The sequence below is a fragment of the Pseudomonas sp. Irchel s3b2 genome, from assembly GCF_900187445.1.
In the GTDB taxonomy this organism is placed as follows: domain Bacteria; phylum Pseudomonadota; class Gammaproteobacteria; order Pseudomonadales; family Pseudomonadaceae; genus Aquipseudomonas.
Genome location: NZ_FYEB01000001.1, coordinates 498,454 through 524,304, shown reverse-complemented (window position 1 = coordinate 524,304; position 25,851 = coordinate 498,454). Strand labels below are relative to the sequence as shown.

At 58.8% G+C, this 25,851-nt stretch carries 27 protein-coding genes and 1 tRNA gene; 12 read left to right on the top strand and 16 right to left on the bottom strand.

Features of this window, described 5'->3' with window-relative positions; genetic code table 11:
* The first annotated feature begins 305 nt into the window (after positions 1-305).
* Positions 306-1,052, top strand: a complete 747-nt coding sequence (locus CKW20_RS02500; protein WP_095051513.1) for a hypothetical protein — start codon at positions 306-308, stop codon at positions 1,050-1,052.
* A 195-nt stretch (positions 1,053-1,247) separates the two neighbouring features.
* Here CKW20_RS02500 and CKW20_RS02495 read toward each other — a convergent pair.
* The 6 genes from CKW20_RS02495 to CKW20_RS29495 form a co-directional block, all read right to left on the bottom strand.
* A tRNA-Ser gene (locus CKW20_RS02495) sits at positions 1,248-1,337 on the bottom strand.
* Between the two features lie 83 nt (positions 1,338-1,420).
* Entirely contained in the window at positions 1,421-2,134 is a 714-nt protein-coding gene (gene purC, locus CKW20_RS02490; RefSeq protein WP_007898671.1) for a phosphoribosylaminoimidazolesuccinocarboxamide synthase, read from the bottom strand.
* Between the two features lie 28 nt (positions 2,135-2,162).
* Positions 2,163-2,921 carry an MBL fold metallo-hydrolase gene (locus tag CKW20_RS02485; RefSeq protein WP_095051512.1) on the bottom strand — a complete coding sequence of 253 codons (759 nt, stop codon included), beginning with the start codon at positions 2,919-2,921 and terminating at the stop codon, positions 2,163-2,165.
* Positions 2,922-2,925: 4 nt separating this feature from the next.
* The gene (gene bamC / locus CKW20_RS02480; protein WP_095051511.1) at positions 2,926-4,041 is read right to left on the bottom strand and encodes an outer membrane protein assembly factor BamC; all 1,116 of its coding nucleotides are present in this window, start codon (positions 4,039-4,041) and stop codon (positions 2,926-2,928) included.
* A gap of 17 nt (positions 4,042-4,058) precedes the next feature.
* Positions 4,059-4,937, bottom strand: a complete 879-nt coding sequence (dapA, locus tag CKW20_RS02475) for a 4-hydroxy-tetrahydrodipicolinate synthase (RefSeq protein ID WP_030132650.1) — start codon at positions 4,935-4,937, stop codon at positions 4,059-4,061.
* Positions 4,934-5,227 (bottom strand): hypothetical protein, encoded by a 294-nt coding sequence (locus tag CKW20_RS29495; protein WP_176466846.1) that lies wholly within the window; start codon positions 5,225-5,227, stop codon positions 4,934-4,936. The genes dapA and CKW20_RS29495 overlap by 4 nt, the downstream gene beginning before the upstream one ends.
* 36 nt (positions 5,228-5,263) lie before the next feature.
* Here CKW20_RS29495 and CKW20_RS02465 point away from each other — a divergent pair, with 36 nt between their 5' ends.
* Both CKW20_RS02465 and CKW20_RS02460 read left to right on the top strand, forming a co-directional pair.
* Positions 5,264-5,824 carry a glycine cleavage system protein R gene (locus CKW20_RS02465; RefSeq protein WP_030132651.1) on the top strand — a complete coding sequence of 187 codons (561 nt, stop codon included), beginning with the start codon at positions 5,264-5,266 and terminating at the stop codon, positions 5,822-5,824.
* 10 nt (positions 5,825-5,834) lie between these two features.
* Positions 5,835-6,308 carry a peroxiredoxin gene (locus CKW20_RS02460; protein ID WP_095051510.1) on the top strand — a complete coding sequence of 158 codons (474 nt, stop codon included), beginning with the start codon at positions 5,835-5,837 and terminating at the stop codon, positions 6,306-6,308.
* Between the two features lie 123 nt (positions 6,309-6,431).
* On the opposite strand, the gene CKW20_RS02455 is transcribed toward CKW20_RS02460, so the two are convergent.
* Together CKW20_RS02455 and CKW20_RS02450 are read right to left on the bottom strand one after the other, a co-directional pair.
* Positions 6,432-7,502, bottom strand: coding sequence for an AI-2E family transporter (locus CKW20_RS02455; RefSeq protein WP_095051509.1), 1,071 nt, complete (start codon positions 7,500-7,502; stop codon positions 6,432-6,434).
* 31 nt (positions 7,503-7,533) lie between these two features.
* Positions 7,534-7,773, bottom strand: a complete 240-nt coding sequence (locus CKW20_RS02450; RefSeq protein WP_095051508.1) for a sulfurtransferase TusA family protein — start codon at positions 7,771-7,773, stop codon at positions 7,534-7,536.
* A gap of 98 nt (positions 7,774-7,871) precedes the next feature.
* Here CKW20_RS02450 and CKW20_RS02445 point away from each other — a divergent pair, with 98 nt between their 5' ends.
* The gene (locus CKW20_RS02445) at positions 7,872-9,305 is read left to right on the top strand and encodes a M48 family metalloprotease (protein ID WP_095051507.1); all 1,434 of its coding nucleotides are present in this window, start codon (positions 7,872-7,874) and stop codon (positions 9,303-9,305) included.
* A 75-nt stretch (positions 9,306-9,380) separates the two neighbouring features.
* Here the strand turns inward: CKW20_RS02445 and CKW20_RS02440 are convergent, their stop codons facing one another.
* The 4 genes from CKW20_RS02440 to rpoE all read right to left on the bottom strand — a co-directional run bounded on the left by CKW20_RS02440 (position 9,381) and on the right by rpoE (position 13,231).
* Complete coding sequence (locus tag CKW20_RS02440) at positions 9,381-10,811, bottom strand: DegQ family serine endoprotease (RefSeq protein ID WP_095051506.1); 1,431 nt, start codon at positions 10,809-10,811, stop codon at positions 9,381-9,383.
* Positions 10,812-11,059: 248 nt separating this feature from the next.
* Positions 11,060-12,022 (bottom strand): MucB/RseB C-terminal domain-containing protein, encoded by a 963-nt coding sequence (locus CKW20_RS02435; protein ID WP_030132657.1) that lies wholly within the window; start codon positions 12,020-12,022, stop codon positions 11,060-11,062.
* A gap of 8 nt (positions 12,023-12,030) precedes the next feature.
* Complete coding sequence (locus CKW20_RS02430; protein ID WP_095051505.1) at positions 12,031-12,618, bottom strand: sigma-E factor negative regulatory protein; 588 nt, start codon at positions 12,616-12,618, stop codon at positions 12,031-12,033.
* Positions 12,619-12,649: 31 nt separating this feature from the next.
* Positions 12,650-13,231 carry an RNA polymerase sigma factor RpoE gene (gene rpoE, locus CKW20_RS02425; protein ID WP_003172477.1) on the bottom strand — a complete coding sequence of 194 codons (582 nt, stop codon included), beginning with the start codon at positions 13,229-13,231 and terminating at the stop codon, positions 12,650-12,652.
* A gap of 559 nt (positions 13,232-13,790) precedes the next feature.
* Here rpoE and nadB point away from each other — a divergent pair.
* The gene (nadB, locus tag CKW20_RS02420) at positions 13,791-15,407 is read left to right on the top strand and encodes an L-aspartate oxidase (RefSeq protein ID WP_095051504.1); all 1,617 of its coding nucleotides are present in this window, start codon (positions 13,791-13,793) and stop codon (positions 15,405-15,407) included.
* Here the strand turns inward: nadB and CKW20_RS02415 are convergent.
* Both CKW20_RS02415 and CKW20_RS02410 read right to left on the bottom strand, forming a co-directional pair.
* Complete coding sequence (locus tag CKW20_RS02415) at positions 15,376-15,828, bottom strand: protein YgfX (protein ID WP_095051503.1); 453 nt, start codon at positions 15,826-15,828, stop codon at positions 15,376-15,378. The genes nadB and CKW20_RS02415 overlap by 32 nt on opposite strands.
* Complete coding sequence (locus CKW20_RS02410; protein ID WP_030132661.1) at positions 15,812-16,066, bottom strand: succinate dehydrogenase assembly factor 2; 255 nt, start codon at positions 16,064-16,066, stop codon at positions 15,812-15,814. Before CKW20_RS02410 ends, CKW20_RS02415 begins: the two co-directional genes overlap by 17 nt.
* A 148-nt stretch (positions 16,067-16,214) precedes the next feature.
* Here CKW20_RS02410 and CKW20_RS02405 point away from each other — a divergent pair, with 148 nt between their 5' ends.
* Both CKW20_RS02405 and CKW20_RS02400 read left to right on the top strand, forming a co-directional pair.
* Positions 16,215-17,156 carry a folate-binding protein YgfZ gene (locus tag CKW20_RS02405; protein WP_095051502.1) on the top strand — a complete coding sequence of 314 codons (942 nt, stop codon included), beginning with the start codon at positions 16,215-16,217 and terminating at the stop codon, positions 17,154-17,156.
* Positions 17,157-17,191: 35 nt separating this feature from the next.
* Positions 17,192-18,013, top strand: coding sequence for an HDOD domain-containing protein (locus tag CKW20_RS02400; RefSeq protein ID WP_095051501.1), 822 nt, complete (start codon positions 17,192-17,194; stop codon positions 18,011-18,013).
* Positions 18,014-18,103: 90 nt separating this feature from the next.
* Here CKW20_RS02400 and CKW20_RS02395 read toward each other — a convergent pair whose 3' ends face one another.
* Together CKW20_RS02395 and CKW20_RS02390 are read right to left on the bottom strand one after the other, a co-directional pair.
* Positions 18,104-19,492, bottom strand: coding sequence for a sensor histidine kinase (locus tag CKW20_RS02395; protein ID WP_095051500.1), 1,389 nt, complete (start codon positions 19,490-19,492; stop codon positions 18,104-18,106).
* On the bottom strand, positions 19,485-20,156 hold the full coding sequence (locus tag CKW20_RS02390; protein ID WP_007898613.1) for a response regulator: 672 nt from the start codon (positions 20,154-20,156) through the stop codon (positions 19,485-19,487). Before CKW20_RS02390 ends, CKW20_RS02395 begins: the two co-directional genes overlap by 8 nt.
* A 236-nt stretch (positions 20,157-20,392) precedes the next feature.
* Here CKW20_RS02390 and CKW20_RS02385 point away from each other — a divergent pair, with 236 nt between their 5' ends.
* From CKW20_RS02385 to CKW20_RS02365, 5 genes are read left to right on the top strand one after another with little or no spacing between them, the layout of a single operon-like run.
* Positions 20,393-21,685: an OprD family porin gene (locus tag CKW20_RS02385; protein ID WP_095051499.1), complete on the top strand. Its 1,293-nt coding sequence runs from the start codon at positions 20,393-20,395 to the stop codon at positions 21,683-21,685.
* Between the two features lie 43 nt (positions 21,686-21,728).
* Positions 21,729-22,706: a tripartite tricarboxylate transporter substrate binding protein gene (locus CKW20_RS02380; RefSeq protein WP_095051498.1), complete on the top strand. Its 978-nt coding sequence runs from the start codon at positions 21,729-21,731 to the stop codon at positions 22,704-22,706.
* 58 nt (positions 22,707-22,764) lie between these two features.
* Positions 22,765-23,223: a tripartite tricarboxylate transporter TctB family protein gene (locus CKW20_RS02375; protein WP_095051497.1), complete on the top strand. Its 459-nt coding sequence runs from the start codon at positions 22,765-22,767 to the stop codon at positions 23,221-23,223.
* Between the two features lies 1 nt (position 23,224).
* Complete coding sequence (locus CKW20_RS02370) at positions 23,225-24,739, top strand: tripartite tricarboxylate transporter permease (RefSeq protein WP_095051496.1); 1,515 nt, start codon at positions 23,225-23,227, stop codon at positions 24,737-24,739.
* Positions 24,732-25,772, top strand: a complete 1,041-nt coding sequence (locus CKW20_RS02365) for an AbrB family transcriptional regulator (protein ID WP_095051495.1) — start codon at positions 24,732-24,734, stop codon at positions 25,770-25,772. Before CKW20_RS02370 ends, CKW20_RS02365 begins: the two co-directional genes overlap by 8 nt.
* Positions 25,773-25,851 lie beyond the last annotated feature (79 nt).

Below are 25,851 nucleotides of genomic sequence, written 5' to 3'. Positions count from 1 at the left end.
AATACGGGGGGCGGTAATTAAAGAGACTTGGAGGAATCAGTTTTCCCGTTAACAGGCATATTTTTCTTACGCTGCTATGCTGATTCACCCGACACTAAAAAACTTCCTCCCTCAACAGAGTTAGCCGTGCTCGAATCGGTTTTTCCGAAAGTGGACAGGCTGAACCCCTTCACTTACATCAGGACAGGCTGACCTATCACGTTCATAAGCAGCTGCTTTCGATGATCGATCCAACACCTGAAAAAACGACTATGGTTGTAAGTAATCGGTCTACTCCGGACCAGTAGTGCACTGATGGAGTTCTTATGAAAAGAACCAATCTTGCTGCTATTGTCACCACCGTTCTCGCGGGAACCGCATCAACTATCTGTAGCGCTGCACCTTCTACAGATCCGGTTTTCGCATTTGGCTTGCAGGGAAGCTACAGCGTACTAGAATTCACAGGACGCAGAAGCACGGCCACCGAGCACATGCCGGAAGGAGGATTATTTCTCAGTTTCGGCAACAAGATGACCGCTCAGACCGGCCTTGTTTATCATGCAGAAATTAGTGGGCAGTACTCTGAACAACAAAATCAGAAAGTAGAGGATGGTCAAGTCGATCTGGATTTTGGCTGGAGGATTGCTTTGGATGCGCGCAATTTTGTAGATATCTTGCTGGGTGGAGGATACAAATGGAATCGCTTTCAGCCGGACTTTAACAAGTACGACGTCGAACTCACCAGCCGCACCCCCTTCGCTAAAGTTGCTGCTGGCTACAATCATCAGTTCAGCACTACAACCCTGCGTCTTGAAGCGGGAACTCGCAAGGCAATCAATGGTGACTCGAAGCTGAAGATCAATGGCATCGGCAGCGAGAGCCAGGATTTAAAAAACACCCTTAATCCTTTTGTCGAACTGAGCTTCCTGTTCAATCAGCAAGGAGCGATTCCGGTTATAGCATCCCTATACTACAACCGCTTCAAATATGACCTGGATGGTCAATTTGTGGTGACCGATTTCGACAAACAAACAAGGGACGAGTATGGCGTAAAACTAGGCCTCACATTTTAACGCTGCGATGAGGATTTCAACGACTAACCCTGACTGAAACAAGCCTCGTCCTCAAGGCCAGGCCTGAGGCGCAAACAGGATTGAGCACTCTGTAGAGTGAGCTTTCTGCCCTGAAAAAATGCCCAAATCAAATCTCAGAAACGAAAAAGCCCCTGAAATCTTTAACAATTTCAGGGGCTTAGTCTTATTCAATAATGGCGGAGAGATAGGGATTCGAACCCTAGGTACCGGTGAAGGTACAACGGATTTCGAATCCGTCCCATTCGGCCACTCTGGCATCTCTCCAACGGCGCGCATCATAACAACACTTTTGCCGGAAGCGAACCCCCTAAGCGAAATTTTTCCGTGCTATCAGATGCTTGCGTCGATTACAGCGGTACGCCCAGACGATTGGCGACTTCTTCGTAGGCTTCGATAACGTCACCGAGGCCCTGACGGAAGCGGTCCTTGTCCATTTTCTTGCCGGTGGCCTTGTCCCACAGACGGCAGCCGTCCGGGCTGAACTCGTCACCCAGGACGATGGAGCCGTCGGAGAACACGCCGAATTCGAGTTTGAAGTCGACCAGCAGCAGGCCGGCGTCGTCGAACAGTTTGCTCAGGACTTCGTTGACCTTGAGCGACAGTTCTTTCATACGAACCAGTTGCTCGGCGGTGCCCCAGCCGAACGCCACGACGTGGGATTCGTTGATGAACGGGTCGCCCTTGGCGTCGTCCTTCAGGAACAGTTCGAAGGTGTAAGGATTGAGCTTCATGCCTTCTTCGACGCCCAGACGCTTGACCAGGCTGCCGGCGGCATAGTTACGCACGACACACTCGACCGGAATCATGTCGAGTTTCTTCACCAGGCATTCGTTGTCGCCCAGCAGTTTGTCGAATTGAGTCGGCACGCCGGCTGCTTCGAGTTTCTGCATGATGAAGGCGTTGAACTTGTTGTTCACCATGCCTTTGCGGTCGAGCTGCTCGATGCGCTTGCCGTCGAACGCCGAAGTGTCGTTGCGAAACAGCAGGATCAAGCGGTCAGCGTCATCGGTCTTGTAAACCGATTTGGCTTTGCCGCGGTAAAGTTCTTCACGTTTTTCCATGATGGGCTCCGCTTGCTAAGTAGGTGGGCTAGGCGATGTGTCGCCAGTCGAGCCCTGAATCTTGATCGGCCAGTTGCAGCCAGTCCGGGTCGCACCCGAGGGTGTCGACAAAACATTGCCGGGCCAGCTGCGGCAGGTTGTTCTTGCTGCTCAGATGGGCCAGGACCAGGTGTTGCAGGCCTTGCCAGCCCAACTCGGCCACCAGGAATGCCGCCTGATGGTTGTTCAAATGTCCCAATTCACCGCCCACCCGCTGCTTGAGAAAGTACGGGTAGTGACCGCGAGCCAGCATGTCACGACAATGGTTGGACTCGATCATCAATGCATCGAGGTCCCGGTAGCCATCCAGCACTGTATTGCAGTATGAGCCCAGGTCGGTCAACAGGCCGAAACGCCGTTGACCGTCGCTGAAGACATACTGCGTTGGCTCCTGTGCATCATGGGCCACGGCAATGACGCCGATGTTCAGATTGCCTATTTGCAGTTGCTCGCCGCCGGCCAGAAAGCCTGCGGGTTCAATCGGTTTGCGCATCCCGCGCAGGGTTCCGCGACTGAGGTAGACAGGCAGATTGTAACGCCGAGACAGCAAACCCACGCCATGCACGTGGTCGGCATGTTCGTGGGTCACGAGTATCGCGCTCAGCTGCGTAGGGTTCACACCCAGTCGCAGCAGGCGTTTTTCAGTTTCTCGCAAGGAGAAACCACAATCCACCAGTACAAACGTGTCGTCGCTGGCTATCAGCGTGCCGTTCCCTTGGCTACCGCTGCCGAGAACGGCAAAACGCATGTGATCAGCCCAGATTGTCCTGAATCACGGTCAACACTTTGCGCGCCACGTCTGCAGGCGCCACGGTGTTGATGTTTTTCTCGATGGTGACTTGTACGCTCTCGCCGACCTTGCTCAGGCGAACCTGATAACGCTCGGCGCGGGCTTCAACTTCTTCCTTGTTCGGCTTGCTGCCGAACAGGCCGCTGAAGAAACCTGGCTGGTCGTCCTTTTTCTCGGCTTTTTCGGCGAGGTTGATGTAGTACAGGCCCAGGCTGCGGTTGATGTCTTCAACACGCCATTCGCCCTGCTCCAGCGCACGGCCAACGCTCGACCAGGCACGATCCAGGTCATTACCGACGTTCAGCACCGGGTTACCGCTGCCGTCTTCGGTCAGGCTGACACGGCTTGGCGTATCGAAATCACGAGAGGCCAGCATGGAGACCGAACCGCCCTTCTCCGAAGTACGGCTCATGCTCGCGAGCATGTCGTCGACCAGTGCTGCGTCCAGGCCAGTGTTGACCGAACGATTGGTGAAATCCACGTTGGCGGTGCTGCCGGCAGGACGCTCGGCGCTGACCACATAGACTTCACTGGTGTTGCGCTGCACGCCTGGCTCGATACGCACCCGCACGCGGGTTTCGCTGTCAGCACCGACACCCGCCGCGCTCAGGCGCTTGGCCATCGCTGCGGACAGTTCGTCGGAATGCTGCCAAGTGGTGGTGAATTCGCCGGTTTGCGGGCGTTGTTCGTCCAGACGGAAACCGTTGTCCTGGAAGAACTGCACGGCCACGGGCCAGACTTCGGCCGGTGGGGTCTGAGCCAGGATCGAACGCGAGGCGCCGCTCTTCTGCAGGGAGTAGGCACTGGCGTCAGCCGATGCCGACAGCGGCTGTGGACGAGGCACGATGTATTCGCCCTTGGCGGTGTCGTCGGCCACGTTGCGAGGGATCGGCAACAGCGGATCCAGACGCTTGGCGGTACTGACCTCTGGTGGCAGTTGCATCGGTGCAGTCTGTTGCGCTTCCAGGTAATCGCTACCACGGTCACGGAAGTAACCTTCCGGGCCCCAGATCCATCCGCAGCCACTGGTGCTGGAGATAATCAAGGCAAGTGCGGAAAGTCCGGCCATTCGCTTCATGCGTTGTACTTCCTCAATTAAACCAGGACGCCGGACTGGCGCATGGCCTGCCGCAGCGGTTCGTGACAGGCAGCGCTGAGCCAGGTGAGCGGCAGACGGATACCGTCCGGCATCAAGCCCATTTCATGCAGTGCCCATTTCACGGGGATAGGGTTGGATTCGATAAACAGGGTTTTATTGAGCGGCATCAGCTTTTCGTGGATCGCCCGGGCTTTGACGGCATCACCGGCCATGGCCGCGGCACACAACTCGCTCATGGCGCGCGGTGCGACGTTGGCGGTCACCGAAATATTGCCCTTGCCGCCGAGCAGCATCAGCTCGACTGCGGTCGCGTCGTCACCGGAATAAACCAGGAAGTCGCTGCTCACGCCGGCCAGAATGTCCTTGGCGCGCTGCAGGTCACCCGTGGCTTCCTTGATGCCGATGATGTTCTTCACGGTCGACAGGCGGATCACCGTCTCGGCTTGCATGTCGCACGCGGTTCGGCCTGGCACGTTGTAGAGGATCTGCGGGATGTCGACGGCTTCGGCGATTGCCTTGAAGTGCAGGTACAGGCCTTCTTGCGTCGGCTTGTTGTAGTAAGGGGTTACCAGCAGGCACGCGTCGGCGCCGGCGTTCTTCGCGTTGGTCGTCAGTTCGATCGCTTCGCGCGTCGAGTTGGCGCCCGTACCGGCGATCACCGGAATACGCCCTGCAACCTGGGCAACCACGCGACGAATCACTTCGATGTGTTCGTTCACATCAAGCGTGGCCGACTCACCCGTAGTGCCGACTGCAACGATGGCGTTGGTGCCCTCTTGCAGGTGGAAGTCCACCAGTTTGCTCAGGCTGTCCCAGTCGAGACGACCCTGTGCATCCATGGGTGTGACCAGTGCCACCATACTGCCCGCAATCATGCAACCGCTCCTGCCGGAAAAAGAGAGCGGTAATGGTACTGGCGCCAAGATGCTTGTACAAGCGAAGTACTGCGCTGCTGCCATTCCCCTTGGCGCTGCTTTTCGCTACCCTTCAGACTTTGATCGGTACTGATAAGCTCGTACGCCGCGTTCCAGCCTCCATTTTCGGCATCACAAGCCCCGATCCAGCGTTGCCACTCCTCGCTCTCGCCATACTGGAGCACGTTGCAACCTTCGGCCGGGTTTTCTGAATTCGCATCCGCAGGCTCGTCCCGGTAAAAAAAGCCCATAAAAGTATCGACCGCTCATCGCTTTAGGAATGCTGCATGTCCACCCCCACAGTTCGCGAACAATTCCTTGTCATCAGTGCCCTCGGCGCCAACCCCATGGAGCTGACTAACGTCCTGTGCCGTGCCAGCCATGAAAACCGCTGCGCCGTGGTCACCTCTCGCCTGACGCGCCATGGTGAATGCAGTGCGCTCATTCTCGAAATCTCTGGCAGCTGGGACGCCCTCGCGCGCCTCGAAGGCAGTCTGCCAGTGCTGGCCAAACGGCATGCATTCACTGTCAATGTGATCCGTAGCGCAGCCTTGGAGAACCGTCCCCAAGCCCTGCCGTACGTCGCCTACGTCAGCTCGGCCTACCGCCCGGACATCATCAACGAGCTGTGCCAGTTCTTCATGGATCACAACGTCGAGCTGGAGAACCTGACCTGCGACACCTATCAGGCCCCGCAGACCGGCGGCACCATGCTCAACGCCACGTTCACCGTGACCTTGCCGGCTGGCACCCAGATCAGTTGGCTGCGCGACCAGTTCCTGGATTTCGCCGACGCCATGAACCTGGACGCACTGATTGAACCGTGGCGCCCACAAAACCCAATGTAAGGAAGCTTTCATGGCCGTAGCCATCGACCAACCGGTTGCCGACTTCGAAGCACCCGCCACCAGCGGGCAATCCGTCAGCCTCGCGGGCCTCAAAGGCAAACAAGTGGTGATTTACTTCTATCCGAAGGACAGCACGCCGGGCTGCACCACCCAGGGTCAGGGTTTCCGTGATCAGCTTGAAGCCTTTAAAGCCGCCAATACCGAAGTCTTCGGCGTGTCACGCGACAGCCTGAAATCCCATGAGAACTTCAAGGCCAAGCAGGCGTTCACCTTCGAGCTGATCAGTGACAAAGAAGAAGCGCTGTGTCAGCTGTTCGACGTGATCAAGCTGAAAAAGCTCTATGGCAAGGAATATATGGGCGTCGATCGCAGCACGTTCCTGATCGACAAGAACGGCGTGCTGCGTCAGGAATGGCGCGGTGTGAAGGTGCCGGGGCATGTGGATGCGGTTTTGGCTGCTGCTCAGGCGCTGAACAAGGCCTGATTATTTGGGCGCCTGTTCGGACGCCTTCGCGGGCAAGTCGGATCGCCGCACCGCTCGCTCCTACAGGATTTCAAACCCTGTAGGAGCGAGGCTTGCCCGCGAAGAGGCCCTCAAGACTGACAATTAAAGCAGCGGCGCCACCACCGGTTCCTTGCGCGGCCAGGCATCCAGTACGGCCTTGAACAGCGTCGCCAGGGGAATCGCAAAGAACACGCCCCAGAAGCCCCACAACCCGCCAAACAGCAACACCGCGCAAATGATCGCCACCGGGTGCAGATTGACCGCTTCCGAGAACAACAGTGGCACCAGCACGTTGCCGTCCAGCGTCTGGATGATCCCGTAGACCGCCATCAAATAGATGAACTGATCGCTCCAGCCCCATTGGAACAGCGCAATCAGCAGCACTGGCACGGTCACCACCACCGCCCCGACGTAAGGCACCACGACCGACACACCCACCAGCAAGGCCAGCAGCGCCGAATAGTTGAGCCCTAGCGCCACGAATGCGATGTAAGTCACGCCACCGCAAATGAAGATTTCGATGACCTTGCCGCGAATGTAATTGGCGATCTGCCGGTTCATTTCCTGGGCAACCCGGGTGATCAGCGCCCGCTCCCGCGGCAGATAACCGCGCACCCACTGGCCGATCATCTCCCGGTCCTTGAGGAAAAAGAACACCAGGATCGGCACCAGCACCAGGTAAATCATGATGTTCACCAGCAGCGGCAGACTGGACAGGGAGAACGTCAGAGCCCATTGACCGAACTTGCCGATCTCGCCCCGCGCCACTTCGATCGCCTGTAGCACTTGCTCGTCCGACACCAGGTGCGGATAACGCTCGGGCAGCAGCAACAGCAACGACTGCCACTTGGCGAGCATGCCGGGCAATTCGTTGAACAACGTGATCAGTTGGTGCCAGAGCAATGGCACCACGACGATGATAAAGACCAGCAACAACCCCATGAACAACGCGAAGACCAGCCCCACCGCGGCGCCACCCGGCATGCGCAGGCGCTCAAGGGTCACGACCAGCCCCTGCATCAGATACGCCAGCACCATCCCGGCCAGTACTGGCGCAAGCATTCCCCCTAGGGTAAGCACTGCGGTAAATGCCAGAAACAGCAGGACCGCCAGTACCACAGCCTCTTCATCCGAGAAATAGCGCTGAATCCAATCGCGTAACACCTTGAACATCAATAATCCTTAGAAACGAACGCAGCAGGTTTCAGGCTTTTTTCAACCAGTAGCGGTAAATGCCCGCCTCATCTTCTTCACGAAGCAGCGTATGACCGGCCAATCGGGCAAAGGTGCGAAAGTCGCGCTGGGAGCCCGCATCGGTGGCGATTACCTTGAGTACCGCACCGCTGGCCATCCGATTGAGTTCCAGCTTGGCCTTGAGCAACGGCAACGGGCAATTCAGACCGCTGGCGTCCAGTTCGGCATCGTGGGTTACAGCATCAGTCATCGAATCACTCCGGGGCGGGGGGTTGAGCCGCTTAGAATATCTGGTCCCAAGCGTAGTGTCCGGCTACAGTAAGGTCTTTGTCGACTAAGGCTTTGTGCATGACTTTTTTGCGCCCTACCCTGCTGACGCTCGCTTGCCTGCTCGCCTCACCGGGCTTCGCCGACGACTTGCCGTCACTCGGTGACGCCAGTTCTGCCATCGTCTCGCCGCAACAGGAACACCAACTGGGCCGTGCGTGGCTGGCGCTGTTGCGCAGTCAGGTGTCGCAGCTCAACGATCCGCAGCTCAAGGATTACGTCGAATCCAGCGTCTACCGGCTGGTGGAAACCAGCCAGGTCAATGACCGGCGCCTGGAGTTCATCCTGATCAACAGTCCGCAGCTCAACGCGTTTGCCGCGCCGGGCGGGATCGTCGGCGTCAACGGTGGCTTGTTCCTCAATGCCCAGACCGAGGGCGAATATGCTTCGGTACTGGCCCACGAACTGGCTCACTTGTCGCAGCGTCACTTCGCCCGCGGTGTCGAAGCCCAGCAGCGCATGCAAGTGCCGATGATGGCTGCCCTGCTGGCTGGCATCGTGATTGCCGCGGCCGGTGCAGGCGATGCCGGGATTGCGGCCATTGCCGGCACTCAGGCGGCGGCGATTCAGGAACAACGGCGCTTCTCGCGCCAGAACGAACAGGAAGCCGACCGTATCGGCATCATGAATCTGGAAAAGGCCGGTTACGATCCGCGCTCGATGCCGACCATGTTCGAACGACTGATGCGCCAGTATCGCTTCGACGCCAAGCCACCAGAATTCCTGCTGACTCACCCGGTGACCGAATCGCGGATCGCCGACACCCGCAACCGCGCCGAACAAGCCAAGCCGGGCGGTATCGAAGACAGCATGCGTTATCAGCTGATTCGGGCACGTGTGCAGCTGATCTATGAAGAAACTCCAGGCCTGGGCGCCAAACGCTTTCGGGCCCAACTCGATGAAAACCCGAAAAACGACGTTGCGCGCTATGGCTTGGCGATCGCCCAGATCAAGGGCGGTCAGTTGAATGAGGCTCGCGAGAACCTCAAGCTGCTGCTGGCCAAATCGCCGAACGAGATCATCTACAACCTGGCGCAGGTCGATCTCGACATCACCAATAACCGTCTACCCGATGCTCAGACACGGGTCGACCGGATGCTCACTCAATACCCCGGCAACTACCCACTGAATCAAGTGCGTGTCGACCTGCTGCTCAAGCAGAATCGAGCGGCCGAAGCGGAAAAAGCGCTGGAGAACCTGCTCAAGAGCCGACCCGACGATCCGGACGTCTGGTACATGGTGGCCGAGACTCGCGGTCTATCGGGCAACATCATCGGCTTGCATCAGGCTCGCGCGGAGTACTTTGCACTGGTCGGCGACTATCGCCAGGCGATCCAGCAACTGGACTTCGCCAAGCGTAAGGCTGGCAGCAACTTCCCGCTGTCATCGCGGATCGACGCAAGGCAACGCGAGTTGATGGAGCAGGAGCGGATGGTCAAGGACATGATGGGCTAACTGCTTCAGACACAAAAAATTCACACAAAAAAACCGCCTCTTTCGAGGCGGTTTTTTATTCAGCCGACAACCGGTTTATTCAGCCAGTTTGAAGGTGATGAAGCTGGCGCGACCCTGGCGCAGAACCCGCATCGACACCGAGCGGTTCTTCGGCAGCGCCTTGGCAATGTCCGTGAACTCCTTGGAGGAGCCGATCGCCTGATTATTCAGGTGAGTGATCACATCGCCCGGCTGCAAGCCGATCAGGGCAGCAGGACCGTCCTGAACTTCCTTGATAACCACACCACCCTTGAGGTCGAGGGTTTTCTTCTGCTCCTCGGTCAGCTCGGCCACGGAAACACCCAGGCGATTGCTGCTGCGCTCGACACTGGATTTAGGCAGGGCTTCCAACTCTTTGCCTTCTTCGGGAATAGCGCCGACGGTGAGCTCGACGTTCTTGCGCTTGCCTTCGCGGATCACTTCAAGATCGGCTTTCGAGCCAGCCTTCAGCGCGCCCACCAGGTGCGGCAGATCGGCGGACATGACGATCGGTTGACCGTTCATGCTAAGGATCACGTCGCCCACTTGCAGGCCGCCCTTGGCAGCCGGACCGTCATCCTGGATCTGAGCCACCAGTGCACCGGCCGGCTTCTCGAGACCGAACGATTCAGCCAGATCCTTGTTCACTTCCTGGATCACTACGCCCAACCAGCCGCGGCTGACTTTACCGCCACTTTTCAGCTGATTGGAAACGTCCATTGCCACATCGATAGGGATCGCGAACGATACGCCCATGAAGCCGCCGGAGCGGGTGTAGATCTGCGAGTTGATGCCGACCACTTCACCGGCCAGGTTGAACAGCGGACCACCGGAGTTGCCCGGGTTGATCGGCACGTCGGTCTGGATGAACGGCACATAGTTTTCGTTCGGCAGGCTACGGCCGATGGCGCTGACGATACCTTGGGTCACCGTGTGATCAAAGCCGAACGGCGAACCGATCGCCACCACCCACTGACCGGCTTTCAGGTCCTGCGACTTGCCAAGCTTGAGAACCGGCAGGTCCTTGCCTTCGATTTTCAGCAAAGCGACGTCAGAGCGCGGATCGGTACCGATCAGCTTGGCTTTCAACTCACTGCGATCGGCGAGGCGCACGAGAATCTCGTCGGCATCGGCAATCACATGGTTGTTAGTCAGGATGTAGCCGTCAGACGAAATGATGAAACCCGAGCCCAGGGATTGAGCCTCACGCTGACGATCGCCGCGCGGGGAACGTGGTTGCTGTGGCATGCCTCGCTCAAAGAACTCACGCAGCATTGGCGGCAATCCTTCAAGGTCAGGCATTTGCTCGCTGGACATCCGGCGGTCCGGCAGCTTTTGGGTGGTGCTGATGTTAACCACCGCAGGCGAGGCTTGCTCGACCAACTGCGTGAAGTCAGGCAACTCGACCGCTTGCGCAGCGACCGCCTGACCGAGCACCAACACGGCGGCAAAAATGGAGAGATAAGACTTCAAGCGTGGTATCGACATACGGCTCCCGTTACGACGAGCATGGTTAAGCGATATGGAGCAAGGAACACCGGAAACGATACGCCGGTATTTTTGTTCCGGGAACAACAAACAAGGCCAGAGCCGAGGGGGCTCTGACCTATAAAAAATTTTCGGGATATTTGCAAATGAAAATGCTGGCAAAACATTTCGAGACATCAACGGCGGGGGCAGCCATTGCCAACCTCTCGCACCCTCCAGGCACCGATTGGTGAGCATGGCCGATCAGCTCATTGCTTGCTGGTAGCCGCAGCATCGTTGCGCATGGACAGCGCAATCCGTTCAGCGGTGCCGATGGGGATTTCACCGACCACGGTCACCATCATATCGCCTTGCGGGGTAGTCAATCGCCGGGAGACAGCAACGGTTGGCCCCAGCTGGGTACGTGTGTCAGTGACTGTTGCGCCATTCAACGGCTCCAGGAACACCGAGAATCGGGCCAGACCATCGTCGAACATCAGACTGCTGACCTGAACCTTGGTTTCCGGATCCTTGTGAGAGGTACTGCTGGTCAGTTCGAAACCTGGCGGTAACCAGTCCGAATGCCAGACCTGAACAGTTTTGATGGCGGAAGCCTTGTCACTGTCGAGGGTAATGGGTTTGCAATCAGCACCTGCCTGCAAATCGCTGTCGGAAGGCACCTCGGCGGTGTCCAGTCGGGTGAACTGGAATCGCTCCAGCAGTTGCCCTTTGTCATTGAGCAACAATGACTTCAACGGCAAACCGGTTTCCTTGTCCAGATGCAGCTCAAAACCATAGCGATGTTGATCGCGAGGCGTCAACGATACGATCACAGCCGCACGCCCGGCCACACGCGACTTGCCGATGACGGCAAGCTCATACCAATTCTTTAGCTTTTGGGGATCGAGCGCACGAGCGGCGGAGTTGGGTGAGTCCCCCAGCCCTGCTATCAGAGTGCCGCTCACGCATTGAGTATGCCCATCAATGCGTACGACTTCCTGTGCCGAGCCGTCGAGCTGGAGTAAACGCTCGCGGACCTTGCCATCCTGGACGCGATGCCAGATGTTATGGGTAGAGAAACTACCATTACGCTCGTAGACGAAAGTACCGTGAAAGCTCTGCGTTTGCTCGGCCTGTCCCAGACGCTTCAGCCAGTCCTGGGCTTCATCGGCGTGGGCTGGAACAACAAACCAGCCACTGATCAGAAGCGTGAGTAGAGGGATGGCGCGCATGATCCTCCTTAACGGTTTTCCAGGCTTGCTGCACGAGCGTAAGGCAGAGCGCTCTCAGTACCTTTCAGTGCAGCCTGTTGAGCATGTTGACGCAAGTAACCTGGCAAACGCTGATCGTGCCAGCCTGGCTGACCTTGCAATACGCCGTTGGCCATAGGGCCAGTGGCTTGCGAACTCTCATTGTAGCCTGCCAATACAGCGGGACCCTTGACCTGAGGAGCGGTCAGACCCGGTTGATTGGATTGCTGAGCCAGTTCGACACCGGCGATCTCGTCCTGGTTATACAGACGAACACCCGCCAGCACGGCAACCGTCACCGAAGCAGCGACTGCCAGACGACCAAGGCTGCGCCATGGGCCGCGAGAGGCTTTTGCTGGTACGGCTTCGTCAGCCAGCGCAGCAGAGACTGCCGCAGCGATATCCAGACGAGGAAGCAGCAGATCTTTGTGCATGACTGCCCGAGCGATCTGGTAACGAGCCCAGGTTTCGCGGGTTTCAACATCGTCGAAGGCATTCAATACCCGACGCAACTCCAGCTCATCCGCTTCGTTATCCATCACTGCGGACAGCGATTCCTGCAGGGCTTCACGACTCATGGCGTTCCTCTCTTGGCTGTCGCCGCTGTCTTTAGTTTTCCTGCAACAACGGCTGCAGGGCTTTATCGATGGCCTCCCGAGCGCGGAAAATCCGGGAGCGCACGGTACCCACCGGACATTGCATGACGCTGGCAATGTCCTCGTAACTCAGACCATCGAATTCACGTAAAGTTAAAGCCGTACGCAAATCTTCTGGCAGTTGCTGAATGGTTCGATGGACGGTGCCTTCGATCTCATCCCGCAGCAATGCACGTTCTGGCGACTCGAGATCCTTGAGGCCATGATCGCCATCGTAGAACTCTGCATCCTCGGAACTGACATCGCTATCCGGCGGCCGGCGGCCGCGTGAAACCAGATAGTTTTTCGCCGTGTTGATGGCGATGCGGTAAAGCCACGTATAAAACGCGCTGTCTCCGCGAAAATTACCAAGTGCACGGTATGCCTTGATAAAGGCTTCCTGTGCGACATCCTGGGCTTCATGGGTGTCGTGCACGAAACGCACGATCAACCCGAGAATTTTGTGCTGGTATTTCAGCACTAGCAGATCGAAAGCTCGCTTGTCGCCGCGTTGAACGCGCTCGACCAGCTGCTGATCCTCTTCCTGGGTTAGCATGAACACTCCTCGATAAGCTCGGAGGAGGCTTGCATCACTGAACGACCAGACTTGCAAACATAGACTCGGGCTTTTCGCAAAAGTTCTCCCCCCCTCCAAGCAAGTTTCCTGCGGGCTCTGATTTGCACGCACGAAAAGCGCAGTGCGGAATAACCCGGCTGCGCGAATAATCTTGTCATCGGATTCGCCAGCTAAGGACCCAACCGCAAGTCCCGCACCGAAGCCGACACTGTCCCTTGTCTCAGGCAACCGTCTTTTGATCTTGAGCCTTTGGCAAAAGTTCCATATTTATAGCTACCCGAAACCGATAGTGTGCAACCGTGAAGCGAAAAAGACTGTTAAATCCACGATACAGTCGCCTTGTCTCCAAAGCAGTCAAAAAAACTTCCGACGAAGCGACCGGTCTTTTCCGCCACAGTAGTTTCACAATGCCATGTGGGCCCGGCTATTGTGCCGCGCCCCCCCTCTATATACTAGTGGGCTGTGTGGCTGTCTTGACTCGCCGATCCAGCTGTCTTGCGCCAACCCCGTCCCGGGTCGCTTTGAGCGGAATCCTGAAATGAGCCAACAGTTTCAACACGATGTTCTGGTAATTGGCAGCGGTGCTGCCGGCTTGAGCCTTGCGCTGACCTTGCCCGGTCATTTGCGCATCGCCGTATTGAGCAAAGGCGACCTCGCCAATGGCTCGACGTTCTGGGCCCAGGGCGGTGTCGCTGCCGTTCTGGATGACACCGACACGGTCGAATCCCATGTCGATGACACCCTCAACGCCGGCGGAGGCCTGTGCCATGAAGACGCTGTGCGCTTTACTGTCGAGCACAGCAGAGAGGCGATTCAATGGCTGATCGACCAAGGCGTGCCCTTTACCCGCGATGAGCAGTCAGGCACCGAAGACGGTGGTTTCGAGTTTCATCTGACCCGCGAAGGCGGTCACAGCCATCGGCGCATCATCCATGCCGCCGATGCGACGGGCGCCGCGATCTTCAGAACCCTGCTCGATCAGGCCAAACAGCGTCCCAACATCGAACTGCTGGAGCAGCGGGTCGCGGTCGACCTGATCACCGAAAAGCGCCTTGGCCTTGAAGGCGATCGTTGCCTCGGCGCCTATGTGCTCAACCGCGGCACCGGCGAAGTCGACACCTATGGCGCGCGCTTCGTGATCCTTGCATCGGGCGGTGCAGCAAAGGTCTACCTCTATACCAGCAACCCCGACGGCGCCTGCGGTGATGGCATCGCCATGGCTTGGCGTTCGGGCTGCCGGGTGGCGAACCTGGAGTTTAACCAGTTCCACCCCACTTGCCTTTATCATCCGCAAGCCAAGAGCTTCCTGATCACCGAAGCCCTGCGCGGCGAAGGTGGCCACCTGAAGCTACCCAATGGCGAACGCTTCATGCAGCGCTTCGACCCACGGGCCGAGCTGGCACCGCGGGATATCGTCGCACGCGCGATCGACCATGAGATGAAGCGCCTGGGTATCGACTGTGTTTACCTCGATATCAGCCACAAGCCCGAAGACTTCATCAAGACGCACTTCCCGACGGTCTATGAACGCTGCCTGGAATTTTCCATCGACATCACCAAACAACCGATCCCGGTGGTGCCGGCGGCGCACTACACCTGCGGCGGCGTGATGGTCGATCAGCGGGGGCGCACCGATGTGCCGGGCCTGTATGCGATTGGTGAAACCAGCTTCACCGGCCTGCATGGCGCCAACCGCATGGCCAGCAACTCCCTGCTGGAATGTTTCGTTTACGCCCGTTCGGCGGCGGCGGACATTCTTGAACATTTGCCAGAGGTATCAATTCCAACCGCCCTGCCCGTATGGGATGCGAGCCAGGTCACCGACTCCGACGAAGACGTGATCATTGCGCACAACTGGGACGAACTGCGGCGATTCATGTGGGACTATGTCGGCATCGTGCGTACCAATAAGCGCTTGCAACGAGCCCAGCACCGAGTGCAACTGTTGCTGGACGAAATCGATGAGTTCTACAGCAACTACAAGGTCAGCCGGGATTTGATCGAGTTGCGCAACCTGGCGCAGGTGGCCGAGTTGATGATCCAGTCAGCCATGGAACGCAAGGAAAGTCGCGGCCTGCATTACACCCTCGACTACCCGAACATGTTGCCGGTCGCCCTGGACACTATTCTGGTGCCGCCCACCTACGCCGACTGAACTTGAGCCGAACCCGCAGGCGTCGGTGCATATCCGCCGCCTGCGAATCCCGCGGCACACAGATCGCCCTGACCCGTCGCTCATCGCGCAGACGAAAACGCAGTACCACAATCAATGGCAACGCCAGACTGTCCCGCCGCAGCTGCACGGGCTGCCAACCCACCGCCTGATTCCACAACTGCCAGCCATCGGCATCGCGACGCAAACCGCGAAACGCCTGTGGGTGCGTCAGCAAAATCTGTCGCGGCAATACCCAAAAACCGTGAGCCACACACAGCACAACGCCGAGCAGACTGGCCCAGAGCGGTATAGAGAGAAGAATTAGCGAACCCAGCGCGAACAGCTGGGCCAGAAGATAGGCCGCCAGCAACTGCCGTGAGGCATGCCAGCGGCATTCGAACGCGTTACTTGGGCTGGACACGGTCCAGGATCATGCGAACCATGCGCTGAAGCTCCGGATCTTCCGATTCGTTGCGCTCCATGAACCAGCCGAACATGTCCTGATCCTCACACGTCAGCAGACGGACGTACAGATCACGATCCACCTGGTTGAGGTGCGGATAAACCTCTTTCACAAACGGCACCAGCAACACGTCAAGCTCAAGCATGCCGCGGCGACTGTGCCAATAGAGGCGATTCAGTTCAACTTGTTCGACCATGGAGCGCTCCTCAAATAGGCGGCAAGTATACAGCCCCGGGCCCGCTCGAACAGTCGGCTTTGGTCGCCCTCATCGATCCTTTGTGAACTACCCATTTCATGGGCGCACCCTTATGATGTCCCTCGGACTCTTTACCCTGCGATGACCCATGGCCGATTCTGCTTTTTTCTCCACCCTGTCTCACGAAGGCGTTCTCGCGGTACGCGGCGCGGATGCCAGCAAATTCCTGCAAGGTCAATTGACTTGCAACCTCAATTATCTGAGCGACACCCAGGCCAGCCTCGGCGCGCGCTGCACGCAGAAAGGCCGGATGCAGTCGAGTTTCCGCATTCTGCTGGAAGGTGACGGTGTGCTGATGGCGATGGCCAGCGAACTGCTGGAGCCGCAACTGGCGGACCTGAAAAAGTACGCGGTGTTTTCCAAATCGAAACTGACCGATGAAAGTGCCAGCTGGGTTCGCTTTGGCCTTGAGCATGGCGATGCGGCACTGGCCAGTCTAGGCCTGGAGCTGCCGGCAGAAACCGACAGCGTGGTGCGCAATGACAGCCTGATCGCCCTTCGCGTATCGCCTGACCGTGCTGAACTCTGGGTTCGCGCCGATCAAGCCGACACCATCAAGGGCAAGCTGACCGCTCTGTTGGCCGAAGGTGAACTGAATCAATGGCTGCTGGGCCAGATCCGCGCCGGGATCGGTCAGGTCATGCCGAGCACCCGCGAGCTGTTCATCCCGCAGATGCTCAATCTGCAAGCTGTCGGCGGCGTGAGCTTCAAGAAAGGCTGCTACACCGGCCAGGAAATCGTCGCGCGCATGCAATACCTTGGCAAACTCAAGCGCCGTCTGTACCACCTGCAACTGGAGGCCAGCGAATTACCGGAGCCCGGCACCCAACTGTTCTCCCCAACCCACGGCAGTTCGATCGGTGAAGTGGTGCTGGCCGCCCGTACCGAGCAAAACATTGAACTCCTTGCGGTGCTGCAAGCCGAAGCTGCAGAAGATGGCAATCTGCACCTTGGCGCACTTGAAGGTCCGGGCCTGCATCTGCTCGACCTGCCTTACCAACTGGATCGTGATCGCGAAATCCAGCGTTAACAGCAGCACTTGTCGCAATACCCTAGAGAAAAGAAATGATCGAGCTGGCGGATAAGGTCCAACAGGATTTGGTTGAGGCCATCGATAACGATGACCTGGTTCTGCCAACGTTACCCGAAGTGGCCCTGCAGATTCGCAAGGCCGCTGAAGACCCGGAAATCAGTGTCAGCACACTGAGCAAAGTAATTGGCCGCGATACCGCGCTGTCGGCGCGCCTGATCAAAGTGGTCAATAGCCCGTTGCTGCGCGCGACCCAGGAAGTGACTGATTTGCACACGGCCATCACCCGGCTGGGCGTCAATTACAGCAGCAACCTGGCCATTGGCCTGGTGATGGAACAGATATTCAACGCCCGTTCCGAAGTTGTGGAACAGAAAATGCGCGAGGTCTGGCGCAAAAGCCTGGAAATCGCCGGCGTCAGTTACGCGTTGTGCCGCCGTTACACGCAGCTCAAGCCTGATCAGGCGGCGCTCGGCGGGCTCGTGCACCAGATCGGCGTGCTGCCGATCCTGACCTACGCCGAAGATCACTATGAATTGCTGTCTGACCCGGTCAGCCTCAACCATGTGATCGACCGGATTCATCCGCTACTCGGCGATAAATTGCTCAGGGTCTGGGAATTTCCGGAAATGCTGGTGCAATTGCCCGGGCTGTATCTGGATTTCAAGCGGCAATCGGAGCGGATCGATTATGTCGATCTGGTGCAAGTGGCCAGCCTGTATTGCCACAAGGATATCGATCATCCAATGGCCCGTATCGACCCCTTCAGCGTACCGGCCTTCAAGAAACTGGGGATCGATCCAGAGAACAAGGCGATGTGCAAGGATCTGGAAGAGTCGCGGTCGATGTTTTACTAAGAGCTTCGCGGGCAAGCCTCGCTCCTACAAGGCATCGTACATATCTTGTAGGAGCGAGGCTTGCCCGCGAAGAGGCAAGAACAAACACCATCACTCTCCAGCAATAAAACTCACCCGCACCTTCAACCCCGCCTGCTCACCATCGTGCAGGCTGATCTGCGCCAGGTGGGCGCGGCAGATCTCGCCGACGATGGCCAACCCCAACCCCGATCCAGCCACCTGTTCGTTACGACGATAAAAACGCTCGAACACCCGATCCCGCTCTTCAAGAGGAATTCCTGGGCCATCGTCCTCGACTTCCAGCACCGCCGGTGCCGTGACTCGCAGGATCACATTGCCGCCCGGCGGCGTGTGAGCCAACGCGTTGTCCACCAGATTGCTCAACAGTTCGTTCAACAGCGTCGGCTCGCCACGCAGCCATACCGGCTCGTCGGCTTCCAGCGCCAGCGCAACGCCACGAGCATGGGCCAGCGGCGCCATGGCCATGCCCAGATCACGGGCCAACTGACTGAGATCGAGCAACTGTGCACCACCCTCGGCAATTGCCCGGGCGCCATTCTCGACCCGTGCCAGCGAGAGCAATTGATTGGCCAGATGGGTCAGCCGATCCGTGCCCTGGGCGGCGGTTTCCAAAGTATTGCGCCAGGTTTCGGGTTCGCTCGACCGCAAGCCCAGCTCGAGTCGTGCCTTGAGCGCCGCTAACGGGGTACGCAATTCATGGGCGGCATCGGCAATGAATTGCGCCTGACGCTCGAACTGTCCGCGCAAACGCTCGGTAAAGTGATTGAGCGCACGCACCAGCGGCCCCAACTCGTGCTGCACTTCCACCAGCGGCAAGGGCCGCAAGTCATCGGGCTGACGCTCTTCCACCGCCGTGCGCAAGCGCTCCAGTGGACGCAGCGCCGCACTGACCGCAAACCACACCAACAGCAGCGCACCGATCGCCAACATGCCCAGCCGCAACAATGTGTCGGCCATCAGGCTGCGAGCCATGCGGACCCGGGCCTCATCGGTTTCCGCCACGCGGATTTCCGCCATGCCGTTCATGTTCGGCTCGCTGACCGCTTTGAGCAGGCTGACCACTCGCACATTCTGCCCTTGATAAGTGGCGTTATAGAAACGCGCCAGCGCCGGATAGTCATCGGTGCGCGGCGTTCCCGGTGGCGGCGGCGGCAGGTTTTCGTAGCCCGAAATCAGCTTCTGATTGATGTCATTGACCAGGTAAAAAATTCGCCCGGCGCTGTCGTAGGCGAACGTATCGAGGGCCACGTAAGGCACGTTGGCACTGAGGCTGCCATCACGCTGGGACAGGCCCGCGGCGATGGTCCGCGCCGAGGCCAGCAAGGTCCGGTCATACGCGGTGTCGGCGGCTTCGCGACCGTTCCAGTACGCGCTCAAACCACTGGCGAGCATCAACACCACCAACAACAGTGCGAGATTCCACAGCAACCGCCAACGCAGGCTGCTGAGCTTATGCATCGCGGCTTTCCAGCAAATAGCCAAGGCCTCGGAAGGTCACGATCGCTACCGGTTGGCCGTCGAGTTTCTTGCGCAAGCGGTGGACGTAAATTTCGATGGCATCGGGACTGGCCTCCTCGTCCAGACCGAAGACCTGAGCGGCCAGTTGTTCCTTGCTCATCACCCGACCGGGACGGGCGATCAGGGCTTCGAGCACCGCCTGCTCGCGAGAGGTCAGGGTCAGCAGTTCTTCGCCGAGGGTAAAGCGCCGGGTGTCCAGGTCATAGGCCAGCACGCCACAGCGCTGCTGACGTTCACCGCCGAGCACACTGCGACGCAGCAAGGCTTTGACCCGGGCTTCGAGCTCTGTCAGTTCGAAGGGTTTGGCCAGGTAATCGTCAGCCCCCAGATTCAGGCCATGGACCCGATCCTTGACGTCGCTGCGGGCGGTCAGCATCAGCACCGGCAGGTTCTTGCCCCGCGCCCGCAGGCGCGCCAGCACTTCGAAACCATCCATGCGCGGCAGGCCGACATCGAGGATCGCCACGGCGTATTCCTCGCTGCTCAAGGCCAGGTCTGCCGCCACACCGTCGTGCAGCACATCCACAGTCAGCCCGGTGCTCTTGAGCGCCTGGGCGACACTTTCGGCAAGCTGCAGGTGGTCTTCGACGAGCAGAACACGCATGGATCTTTACCTCATTCAGGGATGGTCGACGCCATTCTTTGGCGCGGAGTTTACAGCCGCATCCGTCGCTGTGAAGCCCGAAAACCGTGAAAGTCTGCTGAAAGGTTAGCGAAAGGTTGGCCGGTTAGAGTCCAGCCACGGACAGTTTCGACTGCCGTGGCCCTGGATGGCCTGCTTCCCGAAAAACGCCCCGATGCGTTTTCGTCAAAATAAGAACAATACCGGAGTACGACACAATGCTATCCATGCAGCCCAAGGCTTGCCCGCCTGTTCGCTTTTCCCGCCTCAGCCACACCGCCCTTGCCAGTGCCGCCGCCCTCGCCGGCTTTTCGCCGTTGAGCCAGGCTGCCTTCTTCGGAGACAGTACGGCAACCTTCGAAACCCGCAACATGTATTTCAACCGCGACTTTCGCGACGGCACCAGCGCCCAGCAATCCAAGCGGGACGAATGGGCCCAGGGGTTCATGCTCAATCTGCAATCGGGTTACACCGACGGCACCGTGGGGTTCGGTGTCGATGCGCTGGGCATGCTCGGGGTAAAACTCGATTCGAGTCCGGATCGTACCGGCACCGGTTTGTTGCCGACCCATGACGACGGTCGCGCGGCTGACGAGTACTCCAAGCTCGGCCTGACCGGCAAAGTGAAAATTTCCGCCACGGAACTGAAAATCGGCAGCCTGATTCCGGAATTGCCGATCCTCAAAGCCAACGACGGGCGCATTCTGCCCCAGACCTTTGAAGGCGGCCTGTTGACCTCCAAAGAGATCAAGAACCTGACCTTCACCGGCGGGCGTCTGGAGAAAGCCAAGGACCGCGACAGCACCGACTTCGAGGACATCGCCCTCAACAACAAAAACAGCCGCTTCGCCGGCACCGCGGCCGGCAAGCACTTTGACTTTGGCGGCATGGACTACAAGTTCACCGACAAGATCACCGGCAGTTACCACTTCGCCCAACTCGATGAAGTCTATAACCAGCACTTCCTCGGCATGGTGGCATCGGAAAAGTTCGGCCCCGGCACCTTCGGCACTGACTTGCGCCTGGCCATCAGTGATGACGAGGGCGCAGCCCGTGGCGGCCCAATCGACAACAAATCCCTCAACGGTCTGGTGAGCTATGCCTTGAGCGGGCATAAATTCAGCGCCGGTTATCAACACATGTCCGGTGACAGTGCTTTCCCTTATGTCGACGGCAGCGACCCGTACCTGGTCAACTTCGTACAGATCAATGACTTTGCCGGTGCCGAAGAACATTCCTGGCAGGCGCGCTACGACTATGATTTCGCCAAACTAGGCATTCCCGGCCTGAGCTTCATGAGCCGTTATGTGAGCGGTGACAACATCAAGCTCAAGAACGGTGACGAAGGCAAAGAGTGGGAACGCAACACCGAGATCAAATACGTCGTACAAAGCGGCACCCTGAAAGACGTCGCCGTACGCCTGCGCAATGCCACCTACCGTTCCAATTACTCCGCTCGCGATGCCGATGAAGTGCGTCTGCTGGTGAGCTATAGCGTTGCCCTTTGGTAAACATCACGTTCAATAACAATAATGAATGCCCGTGGAGACTCAAATGAACTTATCACTGCGTAAAGTTGCTCTCGCCGCCAGCTGTGTGCTGTTTGCCAGCCAATTGATGGCCGAACCGAAACGCCCGGAATGCATCGCCCCGGCCTCGCCAGGCGGCGGTTTCGACCTCACCTGCAAACTGGCGCAAAGCGCGCTGGTTAACGAAAAACTGCTGACCAAACCTATGCGCGTGACCTACATGCCCGGCGGTGTCGGCGCGGTGGCGTACAACGCGGTGGTCGCTCAGCGCCCGGCCGATGCCGGCACACTGGTGGCGTGGTCCAGCGGTTCGCTGCTGAACCTGGCGCAGGGCAAGTTCGGTCGCTTCGATGAAACCAACGTTCGTTGGCTGGCAGCTGTCGGCACAAGCTATGGCGCTATCGCGGTGAAAAGCGATTCGCCTTACAAGACCCTGGACGATCTGGTTCAGGCGCTGAAGAAAGATCCGAGCAAAGTAGTGATCGGTTCCGGCGGCACCGTCGGTAGCCAGGACTGGATGCAAACCGCACTGATCGCCAAGGCAGCCGGGATCAACCCGCGCGACCTGCGTTACGTCGCCCTCGAAGGCGGTGGTGAAATCGCCACCGCCCTGCTCGGTGGCCACATCCAGGTCGGCAGCACCGACATCTCCGACTCCATGCCACACATTCAGAGTGGCGACATGCGCCTGCTGGCGGTGTTCTCCGAGAAGCGTCTGGACGAGCCGGAAATGAAAGACATTCCGACCGCTAAAGAGCAAGGCTACGACATCGTCTGGCCAGTGGTTCGCGGTTTCTACCTCGGGCCAAAAGTCAGCGACGAAGACTACGCCTGGTGGAAAGACGCCTTCGACAAACTGCTGGCCTCCGAGGATTTCGCCAAGCTGCGCGATCAGCGTGAACTGTTCCCGTTCGCCATGACCGGCCCGGAGCTGGACACCTACGTGAAGAAGCAGGTCGCGGACTACAAAGTGCTGGCCAAAGAGTTCGGCCTGATCCAGTGATCGCCTCTGTCTAGCGGCCACGACCCCGGTTCTCGGGGGCGTGGCCCAGGAGTTCCTCATGCTCATACAACGCATTTTTGCTTCGGTGCTGTTGCTGGCCTGTGTCGGCCTGGCGCTGATGGCGTGGCCGTATCAAGCGGCTTTTTCCTACGAACCGGTTGGGCCTCGAGCCTTCCCCCTGCTGATGCTCGGCCTGATGGGCCTGGCGTTGCTGTACATGGTGTTTCGACCGGCGCCGATTGTGCACAGCGACGATGACCCGAAACTAGACCGCGAAACCCTGACCAAAATCGGCATTTGCGTGCTGCTGTTGCTGGTGTTCGCCGGGACCTTCGAACCTCTAGGTTTCATCGTCGCCAGCATTCTGATCGGTGTCCCGATGGCACGCCTGTATGGCGGCCGCTGGCTGCCCAGCGCGGTGATCATCAGCCTGATGGCTATCGGTCTTTATCTGCTGTTCGACAAGTTGATGGACGTGCCACTGCCGCTGGGCGTGCTCGACGTTCTGGAGAACTGATATGGATACTCTTGGCTATTTGGGTCAGGGCTTTGGCGTTGCGCTGAGCCCGTACAATCTCGTGACCGCGCTATGCGGCACTCTGATCGGCACCGTCGTCGGGCTGTTGCCGGGGCTGGGTCCGATCAACGGCGTGGCGTTGCTGATTCCGATCGCGTTCGCCCTCGGCCTGCCACCGGAGTCGGCGCTGATCCTGCTGGCGGCGGTGTACCTGGGTTGCGAATACGGCGGCCGGATCAGCTCGATCCTGCTGAACATTCCGGGCGAAGCCTCCACCGTCATGACCACCCTCGACGGTTACCCAATGGCCCGCAAAGGCCTGGCCGGTGTGGCGCTGTCGCTGTCGGCGTGGAGTTCGTTCATCGGTGCATTCATCGCGACGTGCGGCATGGTGCTGTTCGCCCCGCTGCTGGCGAAATGGGCGATTGCCTTCGGCCCGGCGGAATATTTCGTGCTGATGGTGTTTGCGATTGTCTGTCTCGGCGGCATGGCCGGCGACCGACCGCTCAAGACCTTCATTGCGGCGCTGATCGGCCTGTTTCTGTCGAGCGTCGGGATCGACGCCAACAGCGGCGTGTACCGCTTCACCGGGGATAACATTCATCTGACGGACGGCATTCAATTCGTCGTACTAGTATTGGGTCTGTTCTCCATCAGCGAAATCCTCCTGCTGCTGGAAAAAACCCACCGAGGTCAGGAAGCGGTGAAAGCCACCGGGCGCATGATGTTCAACTTCAAGGAAGCCTCGGCGGTGTTTGTGGTGAACATCCGCTGCGGTTTGCTGGGTTTCATCATGGGCGTGTTGCCGGGTGCCGGCGCGACGCTGGCCAGTGCTGTGGCCTACATGACCGAGAAACGTATCGCCGGCGCCAAGGGCACGTTCGGACAAGGCGACATGCGTGGCCTCGCGGCTCCGGAAACCGCCATCGGTGGCGCCGCCTGCGGTGCACTGGTGCCGATGCTGACTCTCGGCGTTCCGGGTTCGGGTACCACGGCGGTGATGATTGGCGCACTGTCGCTGTACAACATCACCCCGGGCCCGCTGTTGTTCCAGCAGCAACCGGACATCGTCTGGGGCCTGATCGCGTCGTTGTTCGTCGCCAACGTGATGCTGGTGATCCTCAACATTCCGATGATCCGCATCTTTACCCGCATCCTCGCCGTGCCAAACTGGGCGCTGGTGCCGGTGATCGCGATCATCACCGGGATCGGTGTCTACGCGGTGCATGCCACCACGTTCGACCTGTTCCTGATGATCGGCATCGGTATTTTCGGCTACATCCTGCGCAAGCTGGACTTCCCGTTGTCGCCGGTACTGCTGGGTTTCATCCTTGGTGGTCTGATGGAGCAAAACCTGCGTCGCGCGCTGTCGATTTCCAACGGTGCGCTGGAAATCCTCTGGTCGAGCCCGATCACATTCGGTTGCTGGGTACTGACTGCAATCATGTTGCTGATGCCGCTGCTGCGTATCTGGCGCAAACGTTCGGTCGCCCGGCGCGCTATCGCCGATGTCTGATCGCCCGCCCTTCAAAAGCTGGTGGGGAACACCGCTGGTCGGTCTGCTGGGCGGTTATCTCGCCAGCCAGATCGGCTGGCCGCTACCGTGGATGGTCGGCTCGTTGTTGGCGATCATCCTGGTGCGCTGTTTGACTCCCTGGCAATTGGCGGAAATCCCTGGCGGCCGCAAGTGCGGCCAGTGGATCGTCGGCATCGGCATCGGTCTGCACTTCACCCCGGTGGTGATGGAGCAGGTGCTGAGCCACTTCGGTCTGATCTTCTTCGGTGCGTTAGTTACCAGCCTGTCCGCGGTGGTCGGGGTCTGGTTGATGCGGCGCACCGGGGAAGATCGCGCCACCGCATTCTTTTCCAGCATGCCTGGCGGCTCCGGGGAGATGGTCAACCTCGGCGCCCGCAACGGCGCGGTGCTCAGCCGTGTCGCGGCGGGGCAGAGTTTGCGGGTGCTGGTGGTGGTGCTGTGTGTGCCGGCTGCCTTCAAGTATCTGTTGGGCGACGGTGCGCTGGTCTTGCATCCAACGACCGTCAACTGGTGGTGGCTGGCCATTCTGTTCCCGGCGGGCGCCCTGGCCGCCTGGATCTGGGAGCGGCTGCGACAACCCAATCCCTGGCTGTTCGGACCGTTGCTGGTGACTGCGACGGTGAGCATTGCTTGGGACCTGCACATCGGATTGCCCAACGGCGGCAGTCAGATCGGCCAGTGGCTGATCGGCAGCGGGTTGGGGTGTCACTTCAATCGGCAGTTCTTCCGGCGGGCACCGTCGTTCATGGGCCGAACCCTGCTTGGTACGGTGTTGACCATGTTGATCGCAACGTTGGCGGCATTGGGTTTGAGTGCGCTGACCCATCTGGATCTGCGTTCGCTGACCTTGGGCATGATGCCCGGCGGCATTGCCGAGATGAGCCTGACAGCGGAGACCCTGCAATTGTCGGTACCGCTGGTGACGGCGATGCAGGTGATGCGGTTGTTGTTTGTATTGTTTCTGGCGGAGCCGTTGTTTCGGTATTGGAACCGGGAGCCGGATTCTCCCTGATAGACCGAGTCACCTGCTTCGCGGGCAAGCCTCGCTCCTACGGGATTTCGGCTAGTCGCGGGTTTGCGTCCGGCACAAA

Bases quoted from the DNA above. Each gene is read 5' to 3' on its own strand.
- CKW20_RS02500 (WP_095051513.1), top strand. From the start codon at position 306: ATGAAAAGAACCAATCTTGCTGCTATTGTCACCACCGTTCTCGCGGGA.
- purC (WP_007898671.1), bottom strand. From the start codon at position 2,134: ATGGAAAAACGTGAAGAACTTTACCGCGGCAAAGCCAAATCGGTTTAC.
- CKW20_RS02485 (WP_095051512.1), bottom strand. From the start codon at position 2,921: ATGCGTTTTGCCGTTCTCGGCAGCGGTAGCCAAGGGAACGGCACGCTG.
- bamC (WP_095051511.1), bottom strand. From the start codon at position 4,041: ATGAAGCGAATGGCCGGACTTTCCGCACTTGCCTTGATTATCTCCAGC.
- dapA (WP_030132650.1), bottom strand. From the start codon at position 4,937: ATGATTGCGGGCAGTATGGTGGCACTGGTCACACCCATGGATGCACAG.
- CKW20_RS29495 (WP_176466846.1), bottom strand. From the start codon at position 5,227: ATGGGCTTTTTTTACCGGGACGAGCCTGCGGATGCGAATTCAGAAAAC.
- CKW20_RS02465 (WP_030132651.1), top strand. From the start codon at position 5,264: ATGTCCACCCCCACAGTTCGCGAACAATTCCTTGTCATCAGTGCCCTC.
- CKW20_RS02460 (WP_095051510.1), top strand. From the start codon at position 5,835: ATGGCCGTAGCCATCGACCAACCGGTTGCCGACTTCGAAGCACCCGCC.
- CKW20_RS02455 (WP_095051509.1), bottom strand. From the start codon at position 7,502: ATGTTCAAGGTGTTACGCGATTGGATTCAGCGCTATTTCTCGGATGAA.
- CKW20_RS02450 (WP_095051508.1), bottom strand. From the start codon at position 7,773: ATGACTGATGCTGTAACCCACGATGCCGAACTGGACGCCAGCGGTCTG.
- CKW20_RS02445 (WP_095051507.1), top strand. From the start codon at position 7,872: ATGACTTTTTTGCGCCCTACCCTGCTGACGCTCGCTTGCCTGCTCGCC.
- CKW20_RS02440 (WP_095051506.1), bottom strand. From the start codon at position 10,811: ATGTCGATACCACGCTTGAAGTCTTATCTCTCCATTTTTGCCGCCGTG.
- CKW20_RS02435 (WP_030132657.1), bottom strand. From the start codon at position 12,022: ATGCGCGCCATCCCTCTACTCACGCTTCTGATCAGTGGCTGGTTTGTT.
- CKW20_RS02430 (WP_095051505.1), bottom strand. From the start codon at position 12,618: ATGAGTCGTGAAGCCCTGCAGGAATCGCTGTCCGCAGTGATGGATAAC.
- rpoE (WP_003172477.1), bottom strand. From the start codon at position 13,231: ATGCTAACCCAGGAAGAGGATCAGCAGCTGGTCGAGCGCGTTCAACGC.
- nadB (WP_095051504.1), top strand. From the start codon at position 13,791: ATGAGCCAACAGTTTCAACACGATGTTCTGGTAATTGGCAGCGGTGCT.
- CKW20_RS02410 (WP_030132661.1), bottom strand. From the start codon at position 16,066: ATGGTCGAACAAGTTGAACTGAATCGCCTCTATTGGCACAGTCGCCGC.
- CKW20_RS02405 (WP_095051502.1), top strand. From the start codon at position 16,215: ATGGCCGATTCTGCTTTTTTCTCCACCCTGTCTCACGAAGGCGTTCTC.
- CKW20_RS02400 (WP_095051501.1), top strand. From the start codon at position 17,192: ATGATCGAGCTGGCGGATAAGGTCCAACAGGATTTGGTTGAGGCCATC.
- CKW20_RS02395 (WP_095051500.1), bottom strand. From the start codon at position 19,492: ATGCATAAGCTCAGCAGCCTGCGTTGGCGGTTGCTGTGGAATCTCGCA.
- CKW20_RS02390 (WP_007898613.1), bottom strand. From the start codon at position 20,156: ATGCGTGTTCTGCTCGTCGAAGACCACCTGCAGCTTGCCGAAAGTGTC.
- CKW20_RS02385 (WP_095051499.1), top strand. From the start codon at position 20,393: ATGCTATCCATGCAGCCCAAGGCTTGCCCGCCTGTTCGCTTTTCCCGC.
- CKW20_RS02380 (WP_095051498.1), top strand. From the start codon at position 21,729: ATGAACTTATCACTGCGTAAAGTTGCTCTCGCCGCCAGCTGTGTGCTG.
- CKW20_RS02375 (WP_095051497.1), top strand. From the start codon at position 22,765: ATGCTCATACAACGCATTTTTGCTTCGGTGCTGTTGCTGGCCTGTGTC.
- CKW20_RS02370 (WP_095051496.1), top strand. From the start codon at position 23,225: ATGGATACTCTTGGCTATTTGGGTCAGGGCTTTGGCGTTGCGCTGAGC.
- CKW20_RS02365 (WP_095051495.1), top strand. From the start codon at position 24,732: ATGTCTGATCGCCCGCCCTTCAAAAGCTGGTGGGGAACACCGCTGGTC.